Annotated in this window: 22 protein-coding genes; 10 read left to right on the plus strand and 12 right to left on the minus strand. The window is 64.7% G+C overall.

Annotated elements, in window-relative coordinates:
- Positions 1-18: 18 nt before the first annotated feature.
- From HU230_RS06985 to HU230_RS06995, 3 genes are all read right to left on the minus strand, one after another.
- Complete coding sequence (locus HU230_RS06985) at positions 19-213, minus strand: IS1 family transposase (protein ID WP_173641958.1); 195 nt, start codon at positions 211-213, stop codon at positions 19-21.
- Positions 214-566: 353 nt separating this feature from the next.
- Positions 567-1,073 carry a YkgB family protein gene (locus HU230_RS06990; RefSeq protein ID WP_176532326.1) on the minus strand — a complete coding sequence of 169 codons (507 nt, stop codon included), beginning with the start codon at positions 1,071-1,073 and terminating at the stop codon, positions 567-569.
- A 36-nt stretch (positions 1,074-1,109) separates the two neighbouring features.
- Positions 1,110-1,646, minus strand: coding sequence for a carboxymuconolactone decarboxylase family protein (locus tag HU230_RS06995; RefSeq protein ID WP_176532325.1), 537 nt, complete (start codon positions 1,644-1,646; stop codon positions 1,110-1,112).
- A 130-nt stretch (positions 1,647-1,776) separates the two neighbouring features.
- Between HU230_RS06995 and HU230_RS07000 the strand changes: the two genes are divergently transcribed.
- Positions 1,777-2,763: an AraC family transcriptional regulator gene (locus tag HU230_RS07000; protein ID WP_176532324.1), complete on the plus strand. Its 987-nt coding sequence runs from the start codon at positions 1,777-1,779 to the stop codon at positions 2,761-2,763.
- A 54-nt stretch (positions 2,764-2,817) separates the two neighbouring features.
- Here the strand turns inward: HU230_RS07000 and HU230_RS07005 are convergent, their stop codons facing one another.
- The 4 genes from HU230_RS07005 to HU230_RS07020 all read right to left on the minus strand — a co-directional run bounded on the left by HU230_RS07005 (position 2,818) and on the right by HU230_RS07020 (position 8,918).
- Positions 2,818-3,492 carry a peroxiredoxin-like family protein gene (locus HU230_RS07005; RefSeq protein WP_176532323.1) on the minus strand — a complete coding sequence of 225 codons (675 nt, stop codon included), beginning with the start codon at positions 3,490-3,492 and terminating at the stop codon, positions 2,818-2,820.
- A gap of 166 nt (positions 3,493-3,658) precedes the next feature.
- Positions 3,659-4,537: a LysR family transcriptional regulator gene (locus HU230_RS07010; RefSeq protein ID WP_176532322.1), complete on the minus strand. Its 879-nt coding sequence runs from the start codon at positions 4,535-4,537 to the stop codon at positions 3,659-3,661.
- Between the two features lie 96 nt (positions 4,538-4,633).
- Positions 4,634-5,560, minus strand: coding sequence for a response regulator transcription factor (locus HU230_RS07015; protein WP_176532321.1), 927 nt, complete (start codon positions 5,558-5,560; stop codon positions 4,634-4,636).
- Positions 5,550-8,918, minus strand: a complete 3,369-nt coding sequence (locus HU230_RS07020; protein ID WP_176532320.1) for a hybrid sensor histidine kinase/response regulator — start codon at positions 8,916-8,918, stop codon at positions 5,550-5,552. Before HU230_RS07020 ends, HU230_RS07015 begins: the two co-directional genes overlap by 11 nt.
- A 167-nt stretch (positions 8,919-9,085) precedes the next feature.
- On the opposite strand from HU230_RS07020, the gene urtA reads away from it, so the two are divergent.
- From urtA to HU230_RS07055, 7 genes are all read left to right on the plus strand, one after another.
- Positions 9,086-10,348 (plus strand): urea ABC transporter substrate-binding protein, encoded by a 1,263-nt coding sequence (urtA, locus tag HU230_RS07025; protein ID WP_176532319.1) that lies wholly within the window; start codon positions 9,086-9,088, stop codon positions 10,346-10,348.
- A gap of 113 nt (positions 10,349-10,461) precedes the next feature.
- On the plus strand, positions 10,462-11,388 hold the full coding sequence (urtB, locus tag HU230_RS07030) for an urea ABC transporter permease subunit UrtB (protein ID WP_092125363.1): 927 nt from the start codon (positions 10,462-10,464) through the stop codon (positions 11,386-11,388).
- 17 nt (positions 11,389-11,405) lie between these two features.
- A complete protein-coding gene (gene urtC / locus HU230_RS07035; RefSeq protein WP_176532318.1) occupies positions 11,406-12,542 on the plus strand; it encodes an urea ABC transporter permease subunit UrtC in 1,137 nt (378 codons plus the stop codon).
- Positions 12,543-12,554: 12 nt separating this feature from the next.
- The gene (gene urtD / locus HU230_RS07040) at positions 12,555-13,310 is read left to right on the plus strand and encodes an urea ABC transporter ATP-binding protein UrtD (RefSeq protein WP_063695194.1); all 756 of its coding nucleotides are present in this window, start codon (positions 12,555-12,557) and stop codon (positions 13,308-13,310) included.
- A 198-nt stretch (positions 13,311-13,508) separates the two neighbouring features.
- Positions 13,509-14,198 (plus strand): urea ABC transporter ATP-binding subunit UrtE, encoded by a 690-nt coding sequence (gene urtE, locus HU230_RS07045; protein ID WP_050400072.1) that lies wholly within the window; start codon positions 13,509-13,511, stop codon positions 14,196-14,198.
- Positions 14,199-14,226: 28 nt separating this feature from the next.
- The gene (gene fmdA, locus HU230_RS07050; protein WP_176532317.1) at positions 14,227-15,456 is read left to right on the plus strand and encodes a formamidase; all 1,230 of its coding nucleotides are present in this window, start codon (positions 14,227-14,229) and stop codon (positions 15,454-15,456) included.
- A gap of 101 nt (positions 15,457-15,557) precedes the next feature.
- The gene (locus tag HU230_RS07055; RefSeq protein ID WP_173641971.1) at positions 15,558-15,905 is read left to right on the plus strand and encodes an FmdB family zinc ribbon protein; all 348 of its coding nucleotides are present in this window, start codon (positions 15,558-15,560) and stop codon (positions 15,903-15,905) included.
- Positions 15,906-16,021: 116 nt separating this feature from the next.
- Here HU230_RS07055 and HU230_RS07060 read toward each other — a convergent pair whose 3' ends face one another.
- The 5 genes from HU230_RS07060 to HU230_RS07080 all read right to left on the minus strand — a co-directional run bounded on the left by HU230_RS07060 (position 16,022) and on the right by HU230_RS07080 (position 20,849).
- Positions 16,022-16,807, minus strand: coding sequence for an ABC transporter ATP-binding protein (locus HU230_RS07060; RefSeq protein ID WP_176532316.1), 786 nt, complete (start codon positions 16,805-16,807; stop codon positions 16,022-16,024).
- Positions 16,804-17,577, minus strand: a complete 774-nt coding sequence (locus HU230_RS07065) for an ABC transporter permease (RefSeq protein ID WP_176532315.1) — start codon at positions 17,575-17,577, stop codon at positions 16,804-16,806. The genes HU230_RS07060 and HU230_RS07065 overlap by 4 nt, the downstream gene beginning before the upstream one ends.
- Positions 17,578-17,656: 79 nt before the next feature.
- The gene (locus tag HU230_RS07070; RefSeq protein WP_176532314.1) at positions 17,657-18,601 is read right to left on the minus strand and encodes an ABC transporter substrate-binding protein; all 945 of its coding nucleotides are present in this window, start codon (positions 18,599-18,601) and stop codon (positions 17,657-17,659) included.
- 149 nt (positions 18,602-18,750) lie between these two features.
- Positions 18,751-19,494, minus strand: a complete 744-nt coding sequence (gene hutC, locus HU230_RS07075; protein ID WP_176532313.1) for a histidine utilization repressor — start codon at positions 19,492-19,494, stop codon at positions 18,751-18,753.
- On the minus strand, positions 19,491-20,849 hold the full coding sequence (locus tag HU230_RS07080; protein WP_176532312.1) for a formimidoylglutamate deiminase: 1,359 nt from the start codon (positions 20,847-20,849) through the stop codon (positions 19,491-19,493). The genes hutC and HU230_RS07080 overlap by 4 nt, the downstream gene beginning before the upstream one ends.
- Before the next feature lie 85 nt (positions 20,850-20,934).
- Between HU230_RS07080 and hutI the strand changes: the two genes are divergently transcribed.
- A complete protein-coding gene (gene hutI, locus HU230_RS07085) occupies positions 20,935-22,149 on the plus strand; it encodes an imidazolonepropionase (RefSeq protein ID WP_176532311.1) in 1,215 nt (404 codons plus the stop codon).
- Positions 22,146-23,705, plus strand: coding sequence for a histidine ammonia-lyase (hutH, locus tag HU230_RS07090; protein WP_176532310.1), 1,560 nt, complete (start codon positions 22,146-22,148; stop codon positions 23,703-23,705). The genes hutI and hutH overlap by 4 nt, the downstream gene beginning before the upstream one ends.
- Positions 23,706-23,713 lie beyond the last annotated feature (8 nt).

A 23,713-nucleotide genomic window follows, 5' to 3' on the forward strand; every position in this document is an offset into this window, starting at 1 on the left:
TTCCACGCAGCAGGGCTGCTATCCGGTCTTCAGCCCGCGAATAGAGGGTTGGATCGTCAGGCGGTAGGCGACGAGCGTGTCGCCATCGAACTGCTCGAGGGTTGTCTCGCAGACCGGGCAGCGATACTCGCCCTTGCTTCCTGATCCGGATGCCAGCTCAAGGCGCCGGAATCCAGCCCCGCAGCGCGGACATGTGACGTCGCCCTTCTTCATCAACTCACCCCAGAACAACACCGGCGGTATTTTGTAACCTAGACCGCACGGCAGAACTATGGTCATGGCCGGGAGAGCGACCGATCATTCCTGCATGGCAATGCCAACGCGATCCAGATTGAACATCCCGCAGTGCCAACCCGATCCCGCACAGGAACGGACCGGCAACTGCAACGCATTCCGCAAACTCGGCAACAAGTTACGGCGTAACGCCGAAGCACGGTCTGACTTTGCCTGCACCGCAACAATGATGGAGATGTCGCGACGCCCGCGGTTTCCCCGCCCCCCGATCAACGCGCGATCGCCGGCGAACGCGAGGTTCGCCGGCGAGCCATCGCCATCAGCTGCGCCACCTATTGCCTGATAAGGCGAACCACGTCCTGCCTCAGCAGGTAGAGCGACACGGCGAGCAGAACGACGTCCTTCATCAGGAAGGGCACGTTGCCGGTCATTGCAGGGAAGCCTCCGGCGGCAACGTCCCAACCATCAGGCATGAACGGGATGATGGTGACGGTCGCGATGAAGGTGCCGGTCGAGCCGAGGGCGCCGAGCACGCCGAGGCGCTTGTCCCAGAAACCCGCCAGCAGCAGCGAGCCGAACGTCCACTCCGAGGCGCCGAGGAAGTAGCTGGCGCCGGCGTGGCCGAAGGCCGGATAGAGCCACCAGATCAGCGGCCCGTTGCTGATGAACGGGACCAGCCGTTCGAATTCGTACGGAAACCACTTCTGGTAACCGAAGAACAGGAACATGATCACCATCGCGGCGCGGACGACGTGGTAGTCGAGATCTTCAGTGAGCAGGCCGGACCTGTACAGCGTGCGGACAAGTGGACTTTGCGTGGTGTTGGAAAGCGTGGTCATGGTCGTGATCCCTTCGTGTGACATCGCGCGGTTGCTCTAGGCGACCGCGGGGAAGTCGATGTCGGTGTCGTTGATGCGGTTGAAGACGTTGGTGAAGACGATGGTCGCGAACGCCAGGCTGATCTCGACCAGCTGCGCGTCGCTGTAGCCGGCGGCCTTGATCGCGACGAAATCCGCGTCGCTGACGATGCCGCTCGACTGTGCGAGCTTACGGACGAAATGCACCAGCGCATCGCGCTTGGCGTCACCGGTCGGCGCGCCGTCGCGGATCTGCTGGAGGACGTCCGCGTTCACGCCGGCGAGCCTGGCGAGATGGGAATGCGCGGCGACACAGTAGTCGCAGCCGCCGGCGGCGCTGATGACGAGCTTGATGATCTCCCGATCGCGCTTGGAAAGGCTTCCGCTGGCGAGCACCGCATCGGCGGCGAGCATCGACTTGAGCGCGGCCGGGCCGTGGGCGGCGATCGCCGCGTAGGCGTTCGGGACGCTGCCGGCCGCCTTCTTGATCTGGGCGTAGATCTGGCCCGAGGGGCCGGTATCGGTTTCGAGATTGGGGACTGAGAGACGGGACATGGTGGCACTCGTTGTTGGGGTTGGTGAACGATTGCGGAGTGACAATAGGATCGAGATGTGAGACACTGAATGTCGATATAGCTCATATATATGCTCGATCGTCTCAATCCGGTCGCTTTGGGGGACTGCCATGGATTGGCTCAGCCGGCTGTTCGCGATGATGCCGGTGCGCGGGCGGCTCGACCTGCGTTGCAGCTACAGCGTGCCGTGGCGCATCGACCAGGGGCCGGGCGCGTCCAACGAGATTCCCTATCATGCGGTGCTTGCCGGCTCGGCGATCCTGGACGATCCCGCAGGCGGTCGGCCGTTGCTGCTGAAGACCGGCGACATTCTCCTGCTGCCAGGTAACCCGCGACACGTGATGCATGACGGCAGCGGGGCGACACCGCTGCCGGCGCGCAACCGGGCGGCACAGAATTTCACGATCAGCGAAAACCTGGGTTCGGACGAACGGCTCGACCTGCTGTGCGGACACTTCGCGATTGCGCCCCCGCACGACCGTCTGTTGCGCACCTATCTTCCGCCGCGTCTTGTCGTGCATGCCGGCCCGCGGACGGGAAAGGGAACCGCCGCACAACTCGCCGGGCTCGTGTCCCTGATGCGCAGCGAAACGGCCGACGATCATCTGGGCGGCCGCGCCATGCTGGACGCGCTGTCCACGGCGATGTTTGCGCTTGTGCTGCGGCTTGCGAGCGAGACCGATGACAGGTCACACGGTCTGCTTGCACTGGTCGGCGATCCCCGTCTTGCGCCGGCGGTGGCGGCCATGTTCAACCAGCCTGCGCGCGCGTGGTCGCTGCCGGAGCTGGCGCGTCTCTGCAACATGTCGCGCGCCACGCTTGCACGGCAGTTCCAGGAGAAGCTTGGGCGATCGGCCAGCGATCTGCTTACCGATATCAGGATGACGCTTGCGGCGAACGAGTTGAGGAGATCATCGCTGTCGACCGGCGCCGTTGCGGAGATGGTCGGCTACCAGTCCGAGGCCGCATTTCAGCGCGCCTTCAAGAGCCATATGGGCGTGACACCGGCGCAGTGGCGAAAGGCGCAATCGTCCGAACCGGATGCCGCGATGGGTGTCGCCGCACCGGGTGATCCGCCAGGCGCCGTACAGGTTTGACCCACGACAGGCAAGCGGCCGATGGGCGATCGCCACCGGCCGCTCTGCGCGCTGTCATGCCTTCACGGCCACCGCCTGGTGGAGAACTGCGATCATGTCCTCGGGCTCCGGGCGGCGGGTATAGTCGGGGTTCACCTCCGAGTAGAGGATCACGCCATCCTGTCCGATGACGTAGCGGGCCGGCATCGGCAACGTCCAGCTCGGATCGTCGTTGAAGGTCGGCAGATCGTTCTTCAGCTGCTTGTAAAGTTCGACCAGATAGTCGGGCAGATGGAAGCGCAGTCCGAAGGCGTCGCCGATCTGGCCCTTCACGTCGGACAGGATCGGGAACGAGAGCTTGTTCTGGCGCACCGACTTCCGGCTGTTCGGCGCGGTCTGCGGCGAGATCGCGACCAGCGAAGCGCGGTATCTGTCGAATTCCGGCTTGGCGGCTTCCAGCGCCTGCAGCTCCATGTTGCAATACGGGCACCAGACGCCGCGGTAGAAGCTGAGCACCAGCGGGCCGCGCTTCAGCAGGCCGGCAGAGTTGACGATATTGCCGTCGGGATCCCGGAGCGAGAAGGCGGGGGCGACGTCGCCCGCCTTCTTGGCGCGCTGGGCGGCACCGGACGCGACAAGCTCCGCGGTGGCGCGGTGCATGATCTCGATGACGGCTGGCGGAACGTTGTAGGGCGGCTTTCCGGCTTCGAAGTCGGCTTTGAAAGCGTCGAGCTTGGCTTGAAGCGACATGGCGATCTCCTTGGGCTTCCGGGTGCAGGACGGCGGCGCCGTCTGTTCGGTTGAACTCACACCCAGGAAGCTAAAGGAGATGGCCGCGCGCGGTAGCGCTGCCGTTGGACTAGCGCCTATTCCTGGCCGGAATAAGCGCGAACCTCGTCAACCGGCGGATGGCGCGTCATGCATTGAAGCTGCGCTCGAAGAAGTTCACGAATGCGCGCGCCTTGGCGGTCGCGGCGCGCCCGGTCGGCAGCACGGCCCAGAGATCGAGTGCGGGGAGGCTCCATTCAGGCAGGACCGCACGCACCGTGCCCGCTTTCAGTTCGGGGCTGAACATCCACTCCGAGGCGATCGCGAGCCCGGCATCGGCGAGCACCGCAGCCCGGACGCCTTCGGCCGCGGTGACCCGCAACCGGCTCCGCACCGTGACGGCCAGTTCGGTGCTCTCGCGCTGAAAGGACCACACGCTGCCCTCGCGCAGATAAACGACGGCCTGGTGCCGGCTCAATTCGCTCGGCGTGGCCGGCGTGCCGGCGCGGTCGAAATAGGCCGGCGTGCCCAGCACGAGGCGCTTGCATCTCGCGACACGGCGGGCAGTCAGCGTCGAATCCGTCATCTTGCCCATCCGCAGTGCGACGTCGATGCCTTCCTGCACAAGATCGATCTGGCGGTCGTCGAGCACGACCTCGAGCTCCAGCTCCGGGTGCTGCGCGAGAAATTTCGGCAGCATCGGAATGAGATGGATCCGGGCGAAGGTGACAGCGGCGCAGACCCGCAATCGTCCCTTGAGGCCGGCTCCGGCGCCGCGCGCCGCGATCTCGGCCTCGGCCGCCTCTTCAAGCGCGCGCCTGGCGCGCTCGAGATAGCCGAGCCCCGCTTCCGTCGGGGTAAGCCCGTGGGTGGAGCGCGTGAGCAGCTTGACCCCGAGAAATTCCTCGAGCTGTGCGACTGCTTTCGAGACTGCCGGCTGGCCGACCCGGAGCTGTCGCGCCGCTGCGGAGAACGAGCCGGTCTCGACCACCCGCACGAACGTCTCCATCGCCGCCAGACGATCCATGGCTATTCTCCGCAGGAATGAGCGATCATGCCCATCCTGTCATGGTCCGAGGCGATTGGCCATCTTCAGACGCGCGCCGGCAGCGAAGGCGGCAGGCTACGACTTGCGATGCCTGGCGTTGACCGCGATCGCGGCGGCGGCGGTGCGATTCTCGACGCCGAGCTTGGCGTAGATCTGCTCGAGGTGCTTGTCGACGGTGCGTGGGCTCAAGCCCAGGATCTGCGCGATGTCGCGGTTGGTCTTGCCCTTGGAGAGCCAGGACAGCACCTCGCCCTCGCGGGTGGTCAGGCCGAGCTCGCTGGAGAACTCGGCCGGCATGTCGCCGCTGGTGTCCTTGGCCAGCCGCAGCAGGAATTCGTTGGGCCCGAGCTTGCCCATGAATTGCAGGCGAAGCTGCTCGCTGCCGGGGAATGGCGCCACCGTTGCGGTCTTCGCTCCGGCTTTGCCCTTCTGCGCCTGCTCAAGCCATTGCGGCATCGGCTCCGGCAGCACGAAATTGTCGGCGGCATCGGCGAGCGTATCCGACAGCAGCCGCTGTGCCTGCGGCGTCGCCCATAGCAGGGCGCCTGAGCTGTTGACCGCGAGCAGGTAGCGGCCGGAGACGTCCAGCGCGGCGCGGGCGCTCTGGGTCATCCGTGCGTTGGCGAGATGCACCCGGATGCGCGCCAGCATTTCCTCGACGACGATCGGCTTGGTGACATAGTCGACGCCGCCGGCCTCCAGCCCACGCACGATGTGCTCGGTTTCGGCCAGCCCCGTCATGAAGATGATCGGCACGCCGTCGAGCCCGGCGTCGCGCTTCAGCCGCCGGCAGGTCTCGAAGCCGTCCATGCCGGGCATCACGGCATCGAGCAGCACGATATCGGGCGTGATCTGGTCGACGATGCGCATCGCGGAGGCGCCGTCGAGTGCGACCATCACGGTCATGCCGGCGCCGTCGAGCGCGTCGGTGAGCAGGCGCAACGTCTCGGGCGAGTCGTCGACGACAAGGGCAACGTCGCGCTTTCGCTGTTCAATGGTCATAGCTGTGCAAAGTTTTCAACGTCGCCATATATTGATCAAGATCGAACCGGTCGATCAGCGTGCGCATCTGGCCGACGAAATCGGCATGTTCGGGACATTCGTTGCCGATCTCGTCGAGCTTGAGCTGGATCGCCCTGATATAGCCGAGCTGGCCGAGGCTGATCAGCTCTTCGACAGATTTCACCGGCGGGCGCGAACCAGTGTCGGGCTTCCATTGCGGGGGCGGAACCTGCTCGGCCTCATACTGCCACTCGATCTTGAGCAGTTGGCGGATGCTCTCGAGCAGCCGCGGGATGTCGATCGGCTTCATCAAATAGCCGTCGTGGAACGGTTGCGCCAGCGGCGCGCCATGGGCTTCCAATGCGCTAGCGGATATCATCAGGATGCGGGCCTGGTGATGACCTTCGGAGCGAAGGGTTTCAGCGACCGTCCAGCCGTCCATGCCCGCCATCGAGATATCGAGCAGGAACATGTCCGGCCGGCAATGCTGCGCGAGGGCCAGGCAGCCCGGCCCGTCAGGCGCACTGAGCAGGATGAAGCCGAGCGGCGCGAGGATCTCGCGCAGGAGGTCGCGGTGGGTCGGGTCATCGTCGGTGATCAGGATCGTCTTGCGCGGGCCGTGATAGCCGTACACCGGAGCGTCGACCGGCGCATCGCGCCGTGGATTGGTGACTTCGGAGAGCAGCAGCTTGACGCGGAAGGTGCTGCCGGTGCCGACCGTGCTCAAGACCTTGATGTCGCCGCCCATCACACCCGCGAGCAGGCGGCTGATGGTGAGGCCGAGCCCGGTGCCGGTCTGCGGCTGGGTCACGCCGAGCGCGCCGCGCTCAAACGGCGCGAAGATCCGTTCGAGATCGTCGGGCTGGATGCCCGGCCCGGTATCGATCACCTCGAACTCGGCGACCGGGCTGCGATAATGCACCACGAATTGCACCTTGCCGGACTGCGTGAACTTGATCGCATTCGAGAGCAGGTTGATCAGGATTTGCCGCAGCCGCTTCTCGTCGGCATAGACCACGACGGGCAGCACGGCCGGCCGCCTGAACACGAAGTCGATGCCCTTGGCTGCGGCCTGCAGGCGGAACATGCCGACCAGCTGCTCGAGGAAATCGTTCAGCCGCACCTCGTCGCGCGATAGATAGAGGCGGCCGGCCTCGATCTTGGAGATATCAAGAATGCCGTCGATCAGGCCCGACAGATGATCGGCGCTGCGGCGGACCACCCGCACTTGCCCGCGGGGCCGCACCGGGAGGCTGTCGTCCTGCTCCAGTAGCTGCGCATAGCCGGAGATCGCATTGAGCGGCGAGCGAAGTTCGTGACTGAGACCCACGACGTATCGGCTCTTGGCGAGATTGGCGGCCTCGGCGACTTCCTTGGCGCGCTGCAGCTCGGCGTCGGTGCGCTTGTGGGCGTCGATCTCCTGGATCAGCAGCGTGGTCTGCCGGCGGGTTTCGTCTTCCGCGGCGCGCCGGCTCTGTTGCGCCAGCACGAACAGCCAGGCGACGACGCCGATGATCAGGGTCAGTGCAAAGAACACCTTCCACAGCACGTCGGCTAATAGCTCGTTGGCATGCACGGCTGCGGTGGTCTGCAGGTAGATCAGGCCGAGCACCAGCGCCACGAGGCCGGCCGAGACCGCGAACACGCCGAGGTAATGTCCGAGCTGCGAATTGATGCGGGCGTAGATCGGCTGCGGCATCACCTTGCCCAGGGCTTCCGAGACCTGTGCGCCGATCCGCCCATGCGGCTTGCAGAGGTCGTGGCAGCGGGCGTCGAGCGAGCAGCACAATGAGCAGATCGGGCCGGCATAGGCCGGGCAGGCGGCCATGTCCTCGGGCTCGAACGCATGCTCGCAAATACAGCACTGGATCGATTCAATGTTCTGCCAGCTCCGCTTCGGCTTGCGCGCGATGTAGTATTTGCCGCCGGTCGCCCAGGCGATCAGGGGAGCCGCGATGAAGGCGACCGCAAGCGCGACGAAGGCCGACAGCGCTTTCGCGGTCGGGCCGAACAGGCCGTAGAACGCGCTGATCGAGACCACGGTCGCGATCGTCATGGCACCGACGCCGACCGGATTGATGTCGCAGAGATGTGCGCGCTTGAACTCGATATGCTGCGGCCGCAAGCCGAGCGGCTTGTTGATGACGAGATCGGCGACCAGCGCGCCGACCCAGGCGATTGCGACGTTCGAGTAGAGCGCGAGCGTCTGCTCCAGCGCCTTGTAGACGCCGATCTCCATCAACAGCAGCGCGACGACGACGTTGAACACCAGCCACACCACGCGGCCGGGATGCGAATGGGTGAGGCGGGAGAAGAAGTTCGACCAGGCGATCGAGCCGGCATAGGCGTTGGTGACGTTGATCTTGACCTGGGACAGGATCACGAACGTCCCGGTCAGCGCCATCGCGAGATCCGGCTGCGACAGCACGTAGCGGAAGGCTTCGAGATACATGTTCGCCGGCTCGGCCGCGTGCTCGGCCGAGACGCCGTGGCTGAGCGCGAAGAAGGCGAGGAACGAGCCCGCCAGCAGCTTGAGAGCGCCGAGCACGATCCAACCCGGACCGGCGCTGAGCAGTGCGATCCACCAGGCCTTTCGCGAGGTGCGGCGGTCGCGCGGCAGGAAGCGCAGGAAGTCGACCTGCTCGCCGATCTGCGCCACCAGTGCGAACACGACCGAGGCCGCCGTGCCGAACAGCAGGAGGTCGAGATTGCCCGCGGGATCACCGTGCTCGCCGGCGAACTTGCGCCACTCGGTGAACGAATGCGGATTGGCCCAGGCGATCGCCGCGAACGGCATGATGTGGAGGATCACCCACAGCGGCTGGGTCCAGAGCTGAAAGCGGCTGATCAGCGTGATGCCGTAGACGACCAGCGGAATGATCACGACCGCGCTGATCAGGTAGCCGATCGGCCGCGGGATGCCGAAGCACATGTCCAGCGCGCTGGCCAGGATCACGGCCTCGATCGCGAAGAAGATGAAGGTGAAGGAGGCGTAGATCAGCGAGGTGATGGTCGAGCCGATATAGCCGAAGCCGGCGCCGCGGGTCAGCAGGTCGATGTCGATGCCGCTTTTTGCGGCATGGTAGGCGATCGGCAACCCGCACAGGAAGATGATGACGCTGACGACCAGGATCGCGGCGGAGGCGTTGATCGCGCCGTAGTTCAGCGTGATGGTGCCGCCGATCGCCTCCAGCGCGAGGAAGGAGATCGCGCCGAGCGCGGTGTTGGCAACGCGGGCGGCGGACCAGCGCCGCGCGCTCTTGGCGGTGAAGCGCAGCGCGTAGTCTTCCAGCGTCTGGTTGGCGACCCATTGATTATATTGGCGCCTGACGCGGTCAATCCGCTGCCGCCCTGCCACTCGCTCTACTCCTGGTCCACGATGCTCTGATCGCGGGCAAATCCCGTACCAAAAACCTACGTCGCTATTTTGCGGTGCAGTATACGCGATCTCACGTATCAGTGCGCTGCACAAAAGTGAGCAATCCTCGCCTGATCAATAAGCGTTCTCGAACCAATGGGGTGCTCATGTCAGACGAAACCAGACCAGGCCTGAAGTCTCCGCTCCGCCGCAAGCTCTTGATGGGAATGGCGGCTTTGCCGGCCGTTTCGATGCTGGGCCGACCCGCTTTTGCCGACGTTCCTGCAACCTCCGCGGTCAACACCACGGGTCTTGCAGTCACCGATAGTGAAGTCACGGTCGGTATCCTGCATTCGGTGACCGGCACCATGGCGATCTCCGAGACCGGATCGGTCGAGGCCGAGAAGCTCGCGATCGAGCAGATCAACGCCGCCGGCGGCGTGCTCGGCCGCAAGATCAAGTTCATCCAGGAAGACGGCGCGAGCGACTGGCCGACCTTCGCGGAAAAGGCCAAGAAGCTGCTGGTCAACGACAAATGCGCGGCCGTGATGGGCTGCTGGACCTCGGCCTCGCGCAAGGCGGTGCTGCCGGTGTTCGAGCAGTACAACGGCATGCTGTACTACCCGACCTTCTATGAAGGCCTCGAGCAGTCCAAGAACGTCATCTACACCGGCCAGGAGGCGACGCAGCAGATCATCGCCGGCCTCGACTGGGTCAACAAGACCAAGGGCGCCAAGAGCTTCTATCTGCTCGGCTCGGACTACATCTGGCCGCGCACCTCGAACAAGATCGCGCGCAAGCACATCGAGAACCATCTGCAGGCCTGCAAGGTGGTCGGCGAGGAGTACTTCCCGCTCGGCTCGACCCAGTTCAACTCGGTGATCAACAAGATCAAGCTGACCAAGCCGGACGTGATCTACGCGATCATCGTCGGCGGCTCCAACGTCGCGTTCTACAAGCAGCTCAAGGCGGCCGGCATCGACCTGTCGAAGCAGACACTGCTGACCATCTCGGTGACCGAGGATGAGATCGACGGCATCGGCGGTGAGAACATCGCCGGCGCCTATGCCTGCATGAAGTACTTCCAGTCGCTCGACAATCCGAACAACAAGGCCTTCGTGCCCGCGTTCAAGAAGATGTGGGGCGAGAAGACCGTGATCGGCGACGTGACGCAGGCTGCCTATCTCGGCCCGTGGCTGTGGAAGTTGACGGTGGAGAAGGCGGGCTCCTTCGACATCGACAAGGTGGCGGCGGCATCGCCCGGCGTCGAGTTCAAAGGCGCGCCGGAAGGCTATGTCCGGATCCACGAGAACCATCATCTGTGGTCGAAGACCCGCGTCGGACGCGCCAAGGCCGACGGCCAGTATGAGCTAATCTACGAGACCGCCGATCTCGTCGAGCCGGATCCGTTCCCCAAGGGCTACCAGTGAGGCCAAGCGCCTAAGGCGCAAGCTCTCAATGCATCGCGGCGTGGATGCCATCATCTACGCCGCGGATCGGACGCCGCTGCGTCGCGGCGTATGCCCCTGGACTGGAGGACATTATGTTCGGCGACTATTCGATCAGTGATCTCGGCGCCATCCTTGCAATGCAGGGATTTGCCGGGCTCATCCTGTTCTCCGTCTATGTGCTGATGGCGCTGGGGCTTGCCATCATCTTCGGCCAGATGGGCGTCATCAACATGGCGCATGGCGAGTTCATGATCCTCGGCGCCTACGTCACGTGGATGACGTCGAACGCCGTGCAGCACGTCGCGCCCTGGCTGTTCCCCGGCTACTTCTTCATCGCCATGATCCTGGCGTTCATCGCCTCCGGCGCGCTCGGCATGCTGGTCGAATGGGCGCTGATCCGCCATCTCTACAAGCGTCCGCTCGACACGCTGCTGGCGACCTGGGGGCTCAGCCTGATCCTGCAGCAGGCCTATCGCTCGATCTTCGGCGCACGCGAGGTCGGCGTCGAATTGCCTGAATGGATGATGGGCTCCTGGCAGGCGACCGACTCGATCCAGATTCCGATCAACGGCATGTTCGTGATGGCGCTGACCATGCTGATCACGATCGCGGTCGCCTATGTGCTGTTCTGGTCGAGCTGGGGCAAGCAGGTGCGGGCCGTGGTGCAGAACCGCGTAATGGCAGGCGCCGTCGGCATCAATACCGAGAAGGTCGATCGCTACACCTTTGGCCTCGGTTGCGGCATCGCCGGGATTGCAGGCTCGGCCTTCACCATGATCGGCTCGACCGGGCCGACCGCCGGCCAGCTCTACATCGTCGACACCTTCCTGGTCGTCGTGTTCGGCGGCGCGGCCTCGCTGTTCGGCACCATCGCCTCGGCCTTCTCGATCTCGCAGACCCAGTCGACGCTGGAATTCTTCCTGTCGGGATCGATGGCCAAGGTGATCACGCTCTTGACCATCGTCGCGATCCTGATGGTGCGTCCGCAGGGGCTGTTCGCGCTCAAGGTCCGCAAATAAGAACAAGCAGGCAGGTCATGGTCATCAACTCGCGCTTTTTCAATCGCTCCGAACTGCTCGGCTTCCTTGCGCTCGCGGTGCTGTTGCTTCTCATCCTGCCGCTGTCGCTGGATATCTTCCGCCTCAACCTGGTCGCCAAATACCTGACCTACGCCTTCGTCGGCATCGGCCTCGTGCTGTGCTGGGGCTATGGCGGCATCCTGAGCCTGGGGCAGGGCGTGTTCTTCGGCCTCGGCGGCTACTGCATGGCGATGTACCTCAAGCTCGAGGCGTCCTCGGTCGCGAACACCAAGATCCAGTCGACGCCGGGCATCCCGGACTTCATGGACTGGAACCAGATCACGCAGCTTCCGCTGTTCTGGAAGCCGTTCCACAGCTTTCCGGTCACGGTACTGGCGATCTTGCTGGTGCCCGCCTTGTTCGCGCTGATCATCGGCGCTGCGATGTTCAAGCGCCGGGTCGGCGGCGTGTACTTTGCGATCATCACGCAGGCGATCGCGGCGATCCTCACCATCCTGATCGTGGGGCAGCAGGGTTACACCGGCGGCATCAACGGCATCACGGATCTGCGCACACTGCACGGCTGGGACATCCGCACCGATCACGCCAAGTTCATTCTGTATTTTGTCGAGGTTGTGTTGCTGTTTGGATGCATCGTTGCCGCGCAATTCATCCGGCTGACAAAACTCGGGCGCATTCTGGTGGCGATGAGGGAGCAGGAGGATCGCGTGCGCTTCTCCGGTTACAGCGTCGCCAACTTCAAGATCTTCGCGTTCTGTGCCGCGGCGGCGTTCGCTGCGATCGGCGGCGCCATGTTCACGCTCGAGGTCGGCTTCATGTCGCCGTCCTTCGTCGGCATCGTGCCGTCGATCGAGATGGTGATTTACACCGCGGTCGGCGGTCGGATGTCGATCTTCGGCGCGGTCTGGGGCGCGTTGCTGGTCAATTTCGCCAAGACCAGCCTTTCGGAATCCTTCCCGCAGCTCTGGCTGTTCGGCCTCGGCGCGCTGTTCATTGCGGTGGTGCTGGCCTTCCCGAACGGGCTCTCGGGCATCTGGGCGGACCATATCCAGCCCCGCATCGATCGCCTGTTCGCATCCCGCAAATCGAAATCGGCGGCCGGCCTGATCGCCGACGGCGCACCGGCCGAGTGAGGAGGGTCCATCATGCTCGTCGGCCATCAGCCCAAGGATTTCCTGCTCGCTGTCTCCGGACTCACCGTGTCCTTTGACGGCTTCAAGGCGGTGAACGATCTCTCCTTCTATGTCGAGGAGAACGAGATCCGCGTCATCATCGGCCCGAACGGCGCCGGCAAGACCACCGTGCTCGACCTGATCTGCGGCAAGACCCGGGCCACGTCAGGCTCGATCCAGTTCCGCGGCCAGGAGCTGACAAGGTTGCGCGAGAACGAGATCGTGCAGGCCGGCGTCGGCCGCAAGTTCCAGACGCCGTCGGTGTTCGAGGATCTCACCGTGTTCGAGAATCTCGAAATCTCCTACCCGCGCGGCCGCACCGTGTTCGGCTCGCTGACCTTCCAGCGCGATGACGCGGTCAAGCAGCGGGTCGAGGAGGTCGCGGAGATGATCTTCCTGAAGGACCGCCTCAACACCTATGCCGACCAGCTCAGCCATGGCCAGAAGCAGTGGCTCGAGATCGGCATGCTGCTGATACAGGACCCGGACCTCTTGATGCTGGACGAGCCGGTGGCCGGCATGAGCGTCTCGGAGCGCGCCAAGACCGCCGAGCTGCTCAACCGCATCATCAAGGATCGCTCGGTGCTGGTGATCGAGCACGACATGAAATTCGTCGAGGACATCGCGCACAAGGTCACGGTGCTGCATCAGGGCCAGATCCTGTCCGAGGGGACGATGGAGCACGTCAAGAACGATCCGAAGGTGATCGAAGTGTATCTGGGCCACTGACGTATGGTTACGATAGGTCGAGCCGCGAACTCGGTTCACCTCTCCCCGTCAGGGAGAGGTCGGCGCGAAGCGCCGGGTGAGGGCCTTCAGGTCCCACGAGAGCGCGCAACCCCTCACCCGGATCGCATCTGGCGATGCGATCCGACCTCTCCCACAAGGGGAGAGGTGAAGAACAGCGCCCGATTCTAGGAGCGATTGATGCTGGCAATCAATGATCTTCACGTCGCCTACGGCCAGAGCGAGGTGCTGCACGGCCTCAACGTCTCCGTCGCGCCGAACGAGATCGTCGCCATCATGGGCCGCAACGGCATGGGCAAGACCACGCTGATGAAGTCGCTGATGGGTATCCTGCCGGCCAAGAGCGGCAAGGTGACCATGGATGGCACCGAGCTCGGCGCGATGAAGAGCTACGAGCGGGTGGCGAAAGGGCTCGCCTACGTGCCGCAGGGCCGCATGATCTTCTCAACCATGACCGTGAAGGAGAATATCGAGACCGGCCTTGTGGTGTCAGGCGGCTCGGAAGTGCCCGGCGATATCTACGAGCTGTTTCCGGTGCTGCTCGAGATGAAGGGCCGTCGCGGCGGCAATCTCTCGGGCGGACAGCAGCAGCAGCTCGCGATTGCTCGCGCGTTGGCGACCAAGCCGAAGGTGCTGCTGCTCGACGAGCCGACCGAAGGCATCCAGCCGTCGATCATCAAGGACATGGCGCGCACCCTGAAGCGGATCCGCGACGAACGGGGGCTGTCGATCGTCGTCTCCGAGCAGGTCCTGAGCTTCGCGCTCGACATCGCCGACCGCGTGCTCGTCATCGAGAACGGCGAGATCGTCCGCGACGATCCGCGCGCCAGCGTCGATGCCGCGCAGATTTCCAAGTACCTGTCCGTCTAACTATCAGTAACCCAAGGGGAGCATCGCGATGCCAGATACACTGATCAAGGTCGACCTCAGCAAATCGGCCTATGAAAACGACAAGATTCACAACCGCTGGCATCCGGAGGTTCCGATCGTCGAGTGGGTCAGCCCCGGCGACGACTTCATCATCGAGACCGTCGACTGGACCGGCGGCTTCATCAAGAACAACGATTCCGCCGATGACGTGCGCGACATCGATCTGTCGATCGTGCACTTCCTCTCGGGTCCGATCGGCGTCAAGGGCGCCGAGCCCGGCGATCTCCTCGTCGTCGACCTGCTCGACGTGGGTCCCTTGAAGGAGAGCCTGTGGGGCTTCAACGGCTTCTTCTCCAAGCAGAATGGCGGCGGCTTCCTCACCGACCATTTCCCGCTGGCGCAGAAGTCGATCTGGGACATCAAGGGCCTCTACACCTCGTCGCGTCACATCCCCGGCGTCAACTTCGCCGGCCTGATCCATCCCGGCCTGATCGGATGTCTGCCCGATGCCAAGATGCTGGCCGCCTGGAACAAGCGCGAAGCCGAGCTGATCGCGACCAATCCGACCCGTGTGCCGGGTCTCGCCAATCCGCCGTTCGCGCCGACCGCGCATGCCGGTCAGGCCAAGGGCGACGTCAAGGCCAAGATCGGTCTCGAGGGCGCCCGCACCGTGCCGCCGCGTGAGCATGGCGGCAACTGCGACATCAAGGATCTGTCGCGTGGATCGAAGATCTACTTCCCGGTCTATGTGCCGGGCGGCGGGCTCTCGATGGGCGACCTGCATTTCAGCCAGGGTGACGGCGAGATCACCTTCTGCGGCGCGATCGAGATGGCCGGCTGGCTGCACATCAAGGTCGACGTCATCAAGGATGGCGTATCGAAGTACGGCATCAAGAACCCGGTGTTCAAGCCGTCGCCGATCACGCCGAACTACAAGGACTATCTGATCTTCGAAGGCATCTCGGTCGACGAGGCCGGCAAGCAGCACTATCTCGACGTCCACATCGCCTATCGCCAGGCCTGCCTCAACGCAATCGAGTATCTGAAGAAGTTCGGTTACTCCGGCGCCCAGGCTTACTCGATCCTCGGCACTGCGCCGTGCCAGGGCCACATCTCCGGCGTGGTCGACGTGCCTAACGCCTGCGCCACGCTGTGGCTGCCGACGGAAATCTTCGACTTCGACGTCATGCCGTCGTCGGCGGGACCGATCAAGCACATCAAGGGCGACGTGCAGATGCCGATCTCGCCCGACAAGTAATCCTTCAAGTGATCCCTGCGCGAAGGGTGCGGGACGGCTGCGTATTGGCCGCCCCGCATCCGCCGCCAGATTTCACACACGACTGCGCAAGGATTAACGAAATGCCGATCTACGAATACCTCTGCAACGATTGCGGCCCGTTTACCGACATGCGGCCGATGGCTGAATGCGACCTGCCGCAGGACTGCCCGCAATGCGAGACGACGTCGCCGCGCGTGATCCTCACTGCCCCGGCATTCTTCTGCATGCCATCGGACAAGCGCAAGGCGCACGCCACCAATGAGCAGAGCCGGCACGCGCCGAAGACGCTCGATCAGTACAAGGCCGCGCATGGTCCGGGCTGCGGCTGCTGTTCCACGGGCAAGAAGAAGCCGGCGCGGCTGATGACCAAGACCAAGAGCGGCGCCAAGGGCTTTCCGACCGCGCGTCCCTGGATGATCAGCCACTAGAGCGTTTTCGAGCGAAGTGGATACCGGTTCGCGTTGAGAAAACGCGTCAAGACAAAGGCCTGGGGCCCCGTTCCGATCCAATCGGAACGGGAAAGGCCCTGGAGGCGTGCTGATCGTCAGGCCTGTTCGGCGACCTTCAAGGCCTCGGTGCGGATCTCCTCGACCAGCCGTTCCTTCAGGGCGACGAATTCGGGCGTGGTCTTGATCTTGTAGGAGCGCGGATGCGGTAGGTCGACCACGATCTCGGCCTTGATGCGGCCGGGACGCGCGCTCATCACGATGACGCGGCTGCCGAGGAAGATCGCTTCCTCGATGTCGTGGGTGACGAACAGCACCGTCTTCTGGTCGCGCTCCCAGATCCCGAGCAGCATCTCCTGCATCAGCGCACGCGTCTGGTTGTCGAGCGCGCCGAACGGCTCGTCGAGCAGCAGGATCTTCGGATCATTGGCCAGCGCCCGGGCGATCGCGGTGCGCTGCTGCATGCCGCCCGACAGCTGCTTGGGCCAGTGGTTCTCGAAGCCGGATAATCCGACCCGGCGAATGAAGGCGTCGGCGATGTCATGGCGCCCTTGTTGCTGAACGCCGCGCTCGCGCAGGCCGAAGGCGATGTTCTCGCGCACGGTCAGCCAGGGAAACAGGGTGTAGGACTGAAACACCATGCCGCGATCGGCGCCGGGGCCGGTGACCTCACGCCCATCGAGCGTGACGCGTCCGCTGGTCGGCCGGTCGAGCCCGGCGATGATCCGGAGCAGGGTGGATTTTCCGCAGCCGGACGGGCCGAGGATGGTGACGAAGTCGTTGTCGCCGACATCGAGCGTGGTCGGCTCGAGCGCCCGGGTCGGCGCGTTGCCGGCGCGGGCGGGGAAGGTTCGCGAGACCTGATCGATCCTGAGCGCGGTCATGCGAGCTTCCACGGGAACAGCCAGGCGTTGAACGCCTTGAACAGGAAATCGGAGATCAGGCCGATCAGCCCGATGACGATGATGCCGAAGATGATCTGGCCGGTGTTGAGCAGCGCCTGGCTGTCGGTGATCATGTGCCCGATGCCGGACGATGAGCCGATCAGTTCGGCCACGATGACGTAAGTCCAGGCCCAGCCGAGCACCAGCCTGAGGATCTCTGCGATCTCGGGGGCCGCGGAGGGCAGCAGCACGCGGCGAATGACGCCGCTGTCGCCGGCACCGAGCGTGTAGGCGGCTTCGACCAGGTCGCGCCGCGTGGCACCGACGGTCACGGCCACCATCAGGATGATCTGAAACACCGCGCCGATGAAGATCACGAGCAGCTTTTGCAGCTCGCCGATGCCCGCCCACAGGATCAACAGCGGGATGAAGGCCGATGCCGGCAGATAGCGCGCAAAGGACACGAACGGTTCGAGAAAGGCCTCGACCGGCTTGTAGGCGCCCATCAGCACGCCGATCGGCACCGCGATGACGGCGGCAAGGGCAAAGCCGCCGATGACGCGCCAGATCGTCATGCCGATGTCGAACAGGAAGCCCTGCTTGGCGAGCAGCTCATAGCCTTCCTGCACCATGGTGAGCGGGTTGGCGAGGAATGTCTTCGACACATGGCCGCCGAACGTCGCCCAGGACCAGAGGGCGACGAACAGCACGAAGAAGGCGAGGCCGTAGACCACGCGCTGCGTCGATGTTGTGGGTTCGAGGGGACGCATCAAATTTGTCCAGGCGTATCTCATGCGCCAGTCCCGCCCGGCTTGTCGCGGGGCGGGACCGGCCGAAATGATGGCTGCGTTACTTGATGAAGCTGGCGTCGTAGATGTCCTCGACCTTCGGCGCGGCCTTGATGATGCCGACCTCGAGCAGGAGCTCGGCGGCATCCTTGTTGAATGTGAGGAAGTCGCCGGCGAAGAATTTCTGGTTGGCGGCCTTATCCTGCCAGCGCAGGTACTTTGCCGAATTGCCGAACTGCTCGCCGGACTGCTTCACGTCCGCGCCCATGATCTCATATGCCTTGGCCTGATCCTTGGCGATCATGTCGAGCGCCTCGAAATAGCTGTCGGCCAGCGCCTGCGCTGCCTTCGGATTGTCGGTCAGGAATTTCGGTGTGCAGCCGAACGTATCCATCACGATCGGATAGTCGAGCGTGGTCGCGATGATCTTGCCCTTGTCGGGGGCGGCGCGCACGGTCGACAGATAGGGCTCGTAGGTCATCGCGGCGTCGTTCTGGCCGGAGACGAACGCCTGCGCCGCGGCGGCGGGCTCCAGATTGACCACGGTGACGTCCTTCACCGAGAGGCCGTTCTTCTTCAGCATCCAGGCCAGCGCGAAGTAGGGCGAGGTGCCCGGCGCCGATGCCGCGACGGTCTTGCCCTTGAGGTCCTTGATCGCGGCGACGTCGTTGCGCACGGCCATGCCGTCGGCGCCATAGCTCTTGTCGAGCTGGAAGATCTGCTTGGTCGCGACGCCGTTGGCGTTCCAGGAAATCCACGTCTCCACGGTCGTCGCTGCGCACTGGATGTCGCCCGAAGCGATCGCGAGATGCCGGTCCTTCTGCGGGATCTTCTTCAAGGTCACGTCGAGGCCGTTCTTCTTGAAGATGCCGGCCTCCCTGGCGAGCGTCAGCGGCGCGAAGCCGGTCCACCCGGAAATGCCGACGCCGACCTTGACGTCATCCGCGAACGCGGCGGTGGACGCGAGCAAGGCTGCGATTGCGGGCAATAGCTTGAACGAACGCATGATTGTCGACCCCTTGGACGATGGATTGAACCCTGTTGATGTCTTCACGCCAGTGATGTCTTCACGTCAGTCGCGGCGGATTGCCGCACGGAAACGTTGGCGGATGGTGGCCCATGATGCATTGCATGAAACATGCCGCGCAAGCCGTCTCAGCCTCCCTTGAAGCGGGCGACCAGCCGGTGCGTGTCGCCTGGATAATGTAACCGCACCGCCGTCACCGTGCGCGCGCCGCGCCAGGTGTAGCGGTCGATCACGAGGCAGGGCGCGCCGACCGCGATGTCGAGCGCCTTTGCCGTGCGGTCGTCCGCGACAACCGCGCTGATCGTATGTTCGGCTTCTGTCCACGGCACGTGATGCAGCAGCCAGGATCCCGGCGGTTCGCGCGCAAAGTCCGCCGTCGCGGCTTCCGGCACCGTGGAGAGGTCGATCAGCCTGTCCTCGACCGCAAACGGCACATTGTCGGCGCTGTGCCGGCAGGCGATCGCGATCACCTTGCCGGCCGCGCTCATGCCGAGTCGGGCGCGATCGGCTGCGGTCGCGGTGCGTCGCCGGCAATCGATCAGCTGATAGCCGTAGCTGCGGCCGAGCGCCGTGATCTCGGCGCGCATGTCGGCGATCTTGAGCACCGCCGACAGATGCTGCGGGCGGCGCACGAATGAGCCGGCACGCCGCCGCCGCTCGATCAGGTCGGCCTGCGCGAGCTCCGACAGCGCCTTGTTCACGGTCATGCGCGAGCAATGATAGCGCTCCATGAGCTGGTGTTCGAAGGGGATGCGGTGGCCCGGGGGCCATTCGCCGGTCAGGATCCGTGTCTCGATATCGAGCCGGATCCGCTTGTAGAGCGTCGGCTTTTCGGCTGCGCGCGGTTTAGCTCGATCGGAAGCGAGGCTCATGCGACGAGCCTCCGGACGCTGGCATTGAACCGCTCGCGCGCCTTGTCGCGCGACCGGTGCCGGCCGGCTGTGACCACCTTGTCGCCGCCGGCCCAGACGCAGTCGATCGCGTTGCTTCCGGACGCAAACAGCCAGCCGTCGAGAACGGCATCGCCCGACCGTCCCGCCAGGGATGGGTGCGCGGTATCGAGGCTGACGATATCGGCGCGCGCGCCAGGTACGAGGCCAGCATTGGTCTGCGCCAGGGCCTGCGCGCCGCCCGCGAGCGCGTGATCGAACAGGGCGCGGCCGGTGGATGCACCGGGTTGTCCGGAGAGCACGTTGCGCTCGCGGTGCTTCAGGCGCTGACCGTATTCGAGTTGACGAAGTTCGTCGGCGACCCCGACCAGCACGTTGGAATCGGTCCCGATGCCGAACCGGCCGCCTGCGGCAAGGAATTCGCGCGCCGAAAAGATGCCGTCGCCGAGGCTTGCTTCGGTGACCGGGCAGAGGCCGGCAACGGCGCCGCTGCCGGCGAGCGCAGCGACTTCCCGTTCCGTCATGTGGGTCGCGTGAATCAGGCACCAGCGACGATCGACGGGCGTGTTTTCCAGCAGCCATTGCACCGGCCGCTGCCCCGACCAGGCCATGCAATCCTCAACTTCGCGCACCTGCTCGGCGGCGTGGATGTGGATTGGATCCGTCCCGGCAAGCGGAATGATCGCCGCGAGTTCATCCGGCGCTACAGCGCGCAGGCTGTGCGGAGCGATGCCGATGTTGGCACCGGGGAGTGTTCGGATTGCCTCGCGCGAGGCCGCCATCAGCGCGGCGAACTGATCGACCGAGCAGATGAAGCGACGCTGCCCGGCATGCGGCGCTGCGCCGCCGAAAGTGCCGTGGGCATAAAAGCTCGGCAACAGCGTGAGCCCGATGCCGGAGGCCTCGGTCGCTTCCGCGATGCGCACGGCCATCTCGGCCGGATTGGCGTAAGGCGAGCCGTCCCGATCATGATGGAGATAGTGAAACTCTCCGACCCGGGTAAAGCCCCGCTCGAGCATCTCGACATAGAGCAGGGTCGCAACGGCCGCGACGTCGTCCGGCGTCATCGTCAGCGCAAAGCGATACATCGTCTCGCGCCAGGTCCAGAACGTATCGGTGGTGTTGCCGCGCAGTTCGGCAAGGCCGGCCATGCCGCGCTGAAACGCGTGGCTGTGCAGGCTCGCCAATCCCGGAACCGCCAATTGGTGACGTTCGTCGCCCGCGGCGGGGGGCACGTCTGCCGTCACCGAGGCGATCGCGCCGTCGGTGACCACGATTTGCACATCATCGGCCCAGCCCGAGGGCAGCAGCGCGAATGCGAAATGCAGTCGTGTCATTTTTCCATGCCGGCTGGACAGAACTCCGACACGATTATATGTCTAGACATATAAGTCAAGCATCCCACCTTAAGGGGACGATCGCATGGCAGAGCGTTTCGACCGCATCTGGCACAACGCCCGGCTCGCCACGATGCGCGGCGATCGCGCCGATCTCGGCGAGATCGAGCGCGGCCTGATCGCGGCGCGCGACGGCCGCATTGTATATGCAGGCACGCGGGCCGACTTTCCTGTGGATGCGGACGCCGTGGAGCGGATCGATTGCGCGGACCGCTGGATCACGCCCGGGCTGGTCGATTGTCACACCCATCTGGTCTTTGGCGGCAATCGCGCGCACGAGTTCGAGCTTCGCCTGAAAGGCGCTAGCTATGAAGAGATCGCGCGCGCGGGCGGCGGCATCGTCTCGACCGTTGCCGCCACGCGCAGCGCGACCGAGGCCGAGCTTGTCGCCGGCGCACTGCCGCGGCTGGACGCGCTGATCGGCGAGGGCGCAACCACCGTCGAGATCAAGTCCGGCTATGGCCTTAACGTCGAGACCGAGATGCGGCAGCTTACAGCGGCACGCAGCCTCGGCCGCTTGCGGCCAGTCGCGATCCGCACATCCTTTCTGGGCGCGCACGCATTGCCGCCCGAAGCCAACGGCGACAAGGACCGCTACATCGATCGGGTTTGCAACGAGATGCTGCCGGCGGTGGCCGAGGCCGGCCTTGCCGATGCCGTCGATGCTTTTATGGAGGGCATCGCATTTTCCGGAGAGCAGACGGTCCGGGTGTTCGCGGCGGCGCGTGCGCTGGGGCTGCCTGTGAAGCTGCACGCAGACCAGCTGTCGAATCTCGACGGCGCGGCACTCGCCGCAAAGTTCTCCGCGCTCTCGGCCGACCATCTGGAGCACACCGATGAAGCCGGCGTTGCCGCGATGGCCAAGGCGGGGACAACAGCGGTGCTGCTGCCCGGCGCGTTCTATTTCATTCGTGAAACACAGAAGCCGCCGGTCGAGTTGTTCCGCAGCCATGGCGTGAACATGGCGCTGGCGACCGACTGCAATCCCGGCAGTTCGCCGCTGACCTCGCTTCTGCTTACGATGAACATGGGCGCAACGCTGTTCCGGATGACCGTTGCCGAATGCCTCGCCGGGGTGACGCGGGAGGGAGCGCGCGCGCTCGGCATGCTCGCCGAGATCGGGACGTTGGAGGCTGGCAAATCGTGTGATCTGGCGATCTGGGACATCGAACGCCCCGCCGAGCTGGTCTATCGCATCGGCTTCAATCCGTTGCACCGACGGGTGTGGAGGGGCCAATGAGCGATCCGGATGTCCCGATTGTCGTGAAGCCCGGAACGGTCGGCCTCGACGTGCTGGCGCGCGTGCTCGTAGGCGCGCCCATCGCGCTCGATCCGTCGTTCTGGCCGCCCGTCGAGGCAGCCGCGGGGATCGTGGCGAAAGCGGCGCATATCGACGTTCCCGTGTACGGCATCAATACCGGTTTCGGGAAGCTGGCCTCGACGCGTATCGCGCCTGATCAAACCGCACTGCTTCAGCGTAATCTCATCCTGTCGCATTGTTGTGGAGTAGGCCCAGCCACGCCGGAACCGATCGTGCGCCTGATGATGGCGTTGAAAGTGATTTCGCTTGGCCGCGGCGCGTCCGGCGTGCGCCGCGATGTCATCGAGCAGTTGCAGGGCATGCTGGCGCGCGGCGTCACGCCGCTGGTGCCGCAGCAGGGCTCGGTCGGCGCCTCCGGCGATCTGGCGCCGCTCGCCCATATGACCGCCGTCATGATCGGGGAGGGGCAGGCATTCCTTGATGGCAAGGTCGTGCCGGGTCGTGACGCGCTTGCTGCTGCCGGCCTCGCGCCGCTGACGCTCAGTCCCAAGGAGGGGCTTGCGCTGATCAACGGCACGCAGTTTTCGACGGCCTATGCGGTTTCCGGCCTGCTGCGCGCGCATCGTCTGGCGTGTGCCGCGCTGGTAACCGGTGCGCTGTCGGTCGATGCGGCGATGGCCTCCACGGTGCCGTTTCGTCCAGAGATTCAATCGCTGCGCGGTCATGATGGCCAGATCGCTGCGGCTGCTGCCCTGACCGCATTGCTCGACGGCAGCGACATCAGGCAATCGCATCTCGAAGGCGACGAGCGCGTGCAGGACCCGTATTGCCTGCGCTGCCAGCCGCAGGTCGCGGGCGCCGTGCTCGACCTGCTCGTACATGCCGCGCGTGGACTGACGATTGAGGCCAATGCCGTGACGGATAACCCGCTGGTCCTGGTCGAGACCGGCGAGATCGTCTCGGGCGGCAATTTTCATGCTGAGCCGGTGGCGTTCGCCGCCGACCAGATCGCGCTGGCGCTCTCGGAGATCGGTGCCACCAGCGAACGCCGGATCGCGACCCTCGTCGATCCCGCGCTGAACTTCGGCTTGCCGCCGTTCCTGACGCCCGAGCCCGGCATCAATTCCGGGTTCATGATCGCCGAGGTGACAGCGGCGGCGCTCTATGCCGAGAACAAGCAGCGTGCGATGCCGTGCTCGATCGATTCCACGCCGACCAGCGCCAACCAGGAGGATCACGTCTCGATGGCCGCGCACGCCGCGCGCCGGCTGTCCGACATGGCCGACAACCTCGCGGCCATCCTCGGCATCGAGCTTCTGGTCGCCGCGCAAGGCATCACGCTGCGCGCCCCGCATGCGACCAGCGCGCCACTCGCTGCGGTCATTGCCGCGCTGCGCGAGCACGTTCCGGCGCTCGCTGCGGACCGCTACATGGCCGACGATCTCGCGCGGGCCGCGTCGCTGATCGAAGCCGACGCGTTGCCGGCGGCCGCGGTCGCGGCCCTTTCGTCCGATCCGTTTCCAAAACTTGCTTAGCCGACAGG

This window comes from Bradyrhizobium quebecense (assembly GCF_013373795.3).
GTDB classification, from domain to species: domain Bacteria; phylum Pseudomonadota; class Alphaproteobacteria; order Rhizobiales; family Xanthobacteraceae; genus Bradyrhizobium; species Bradyrhizobium quebecense.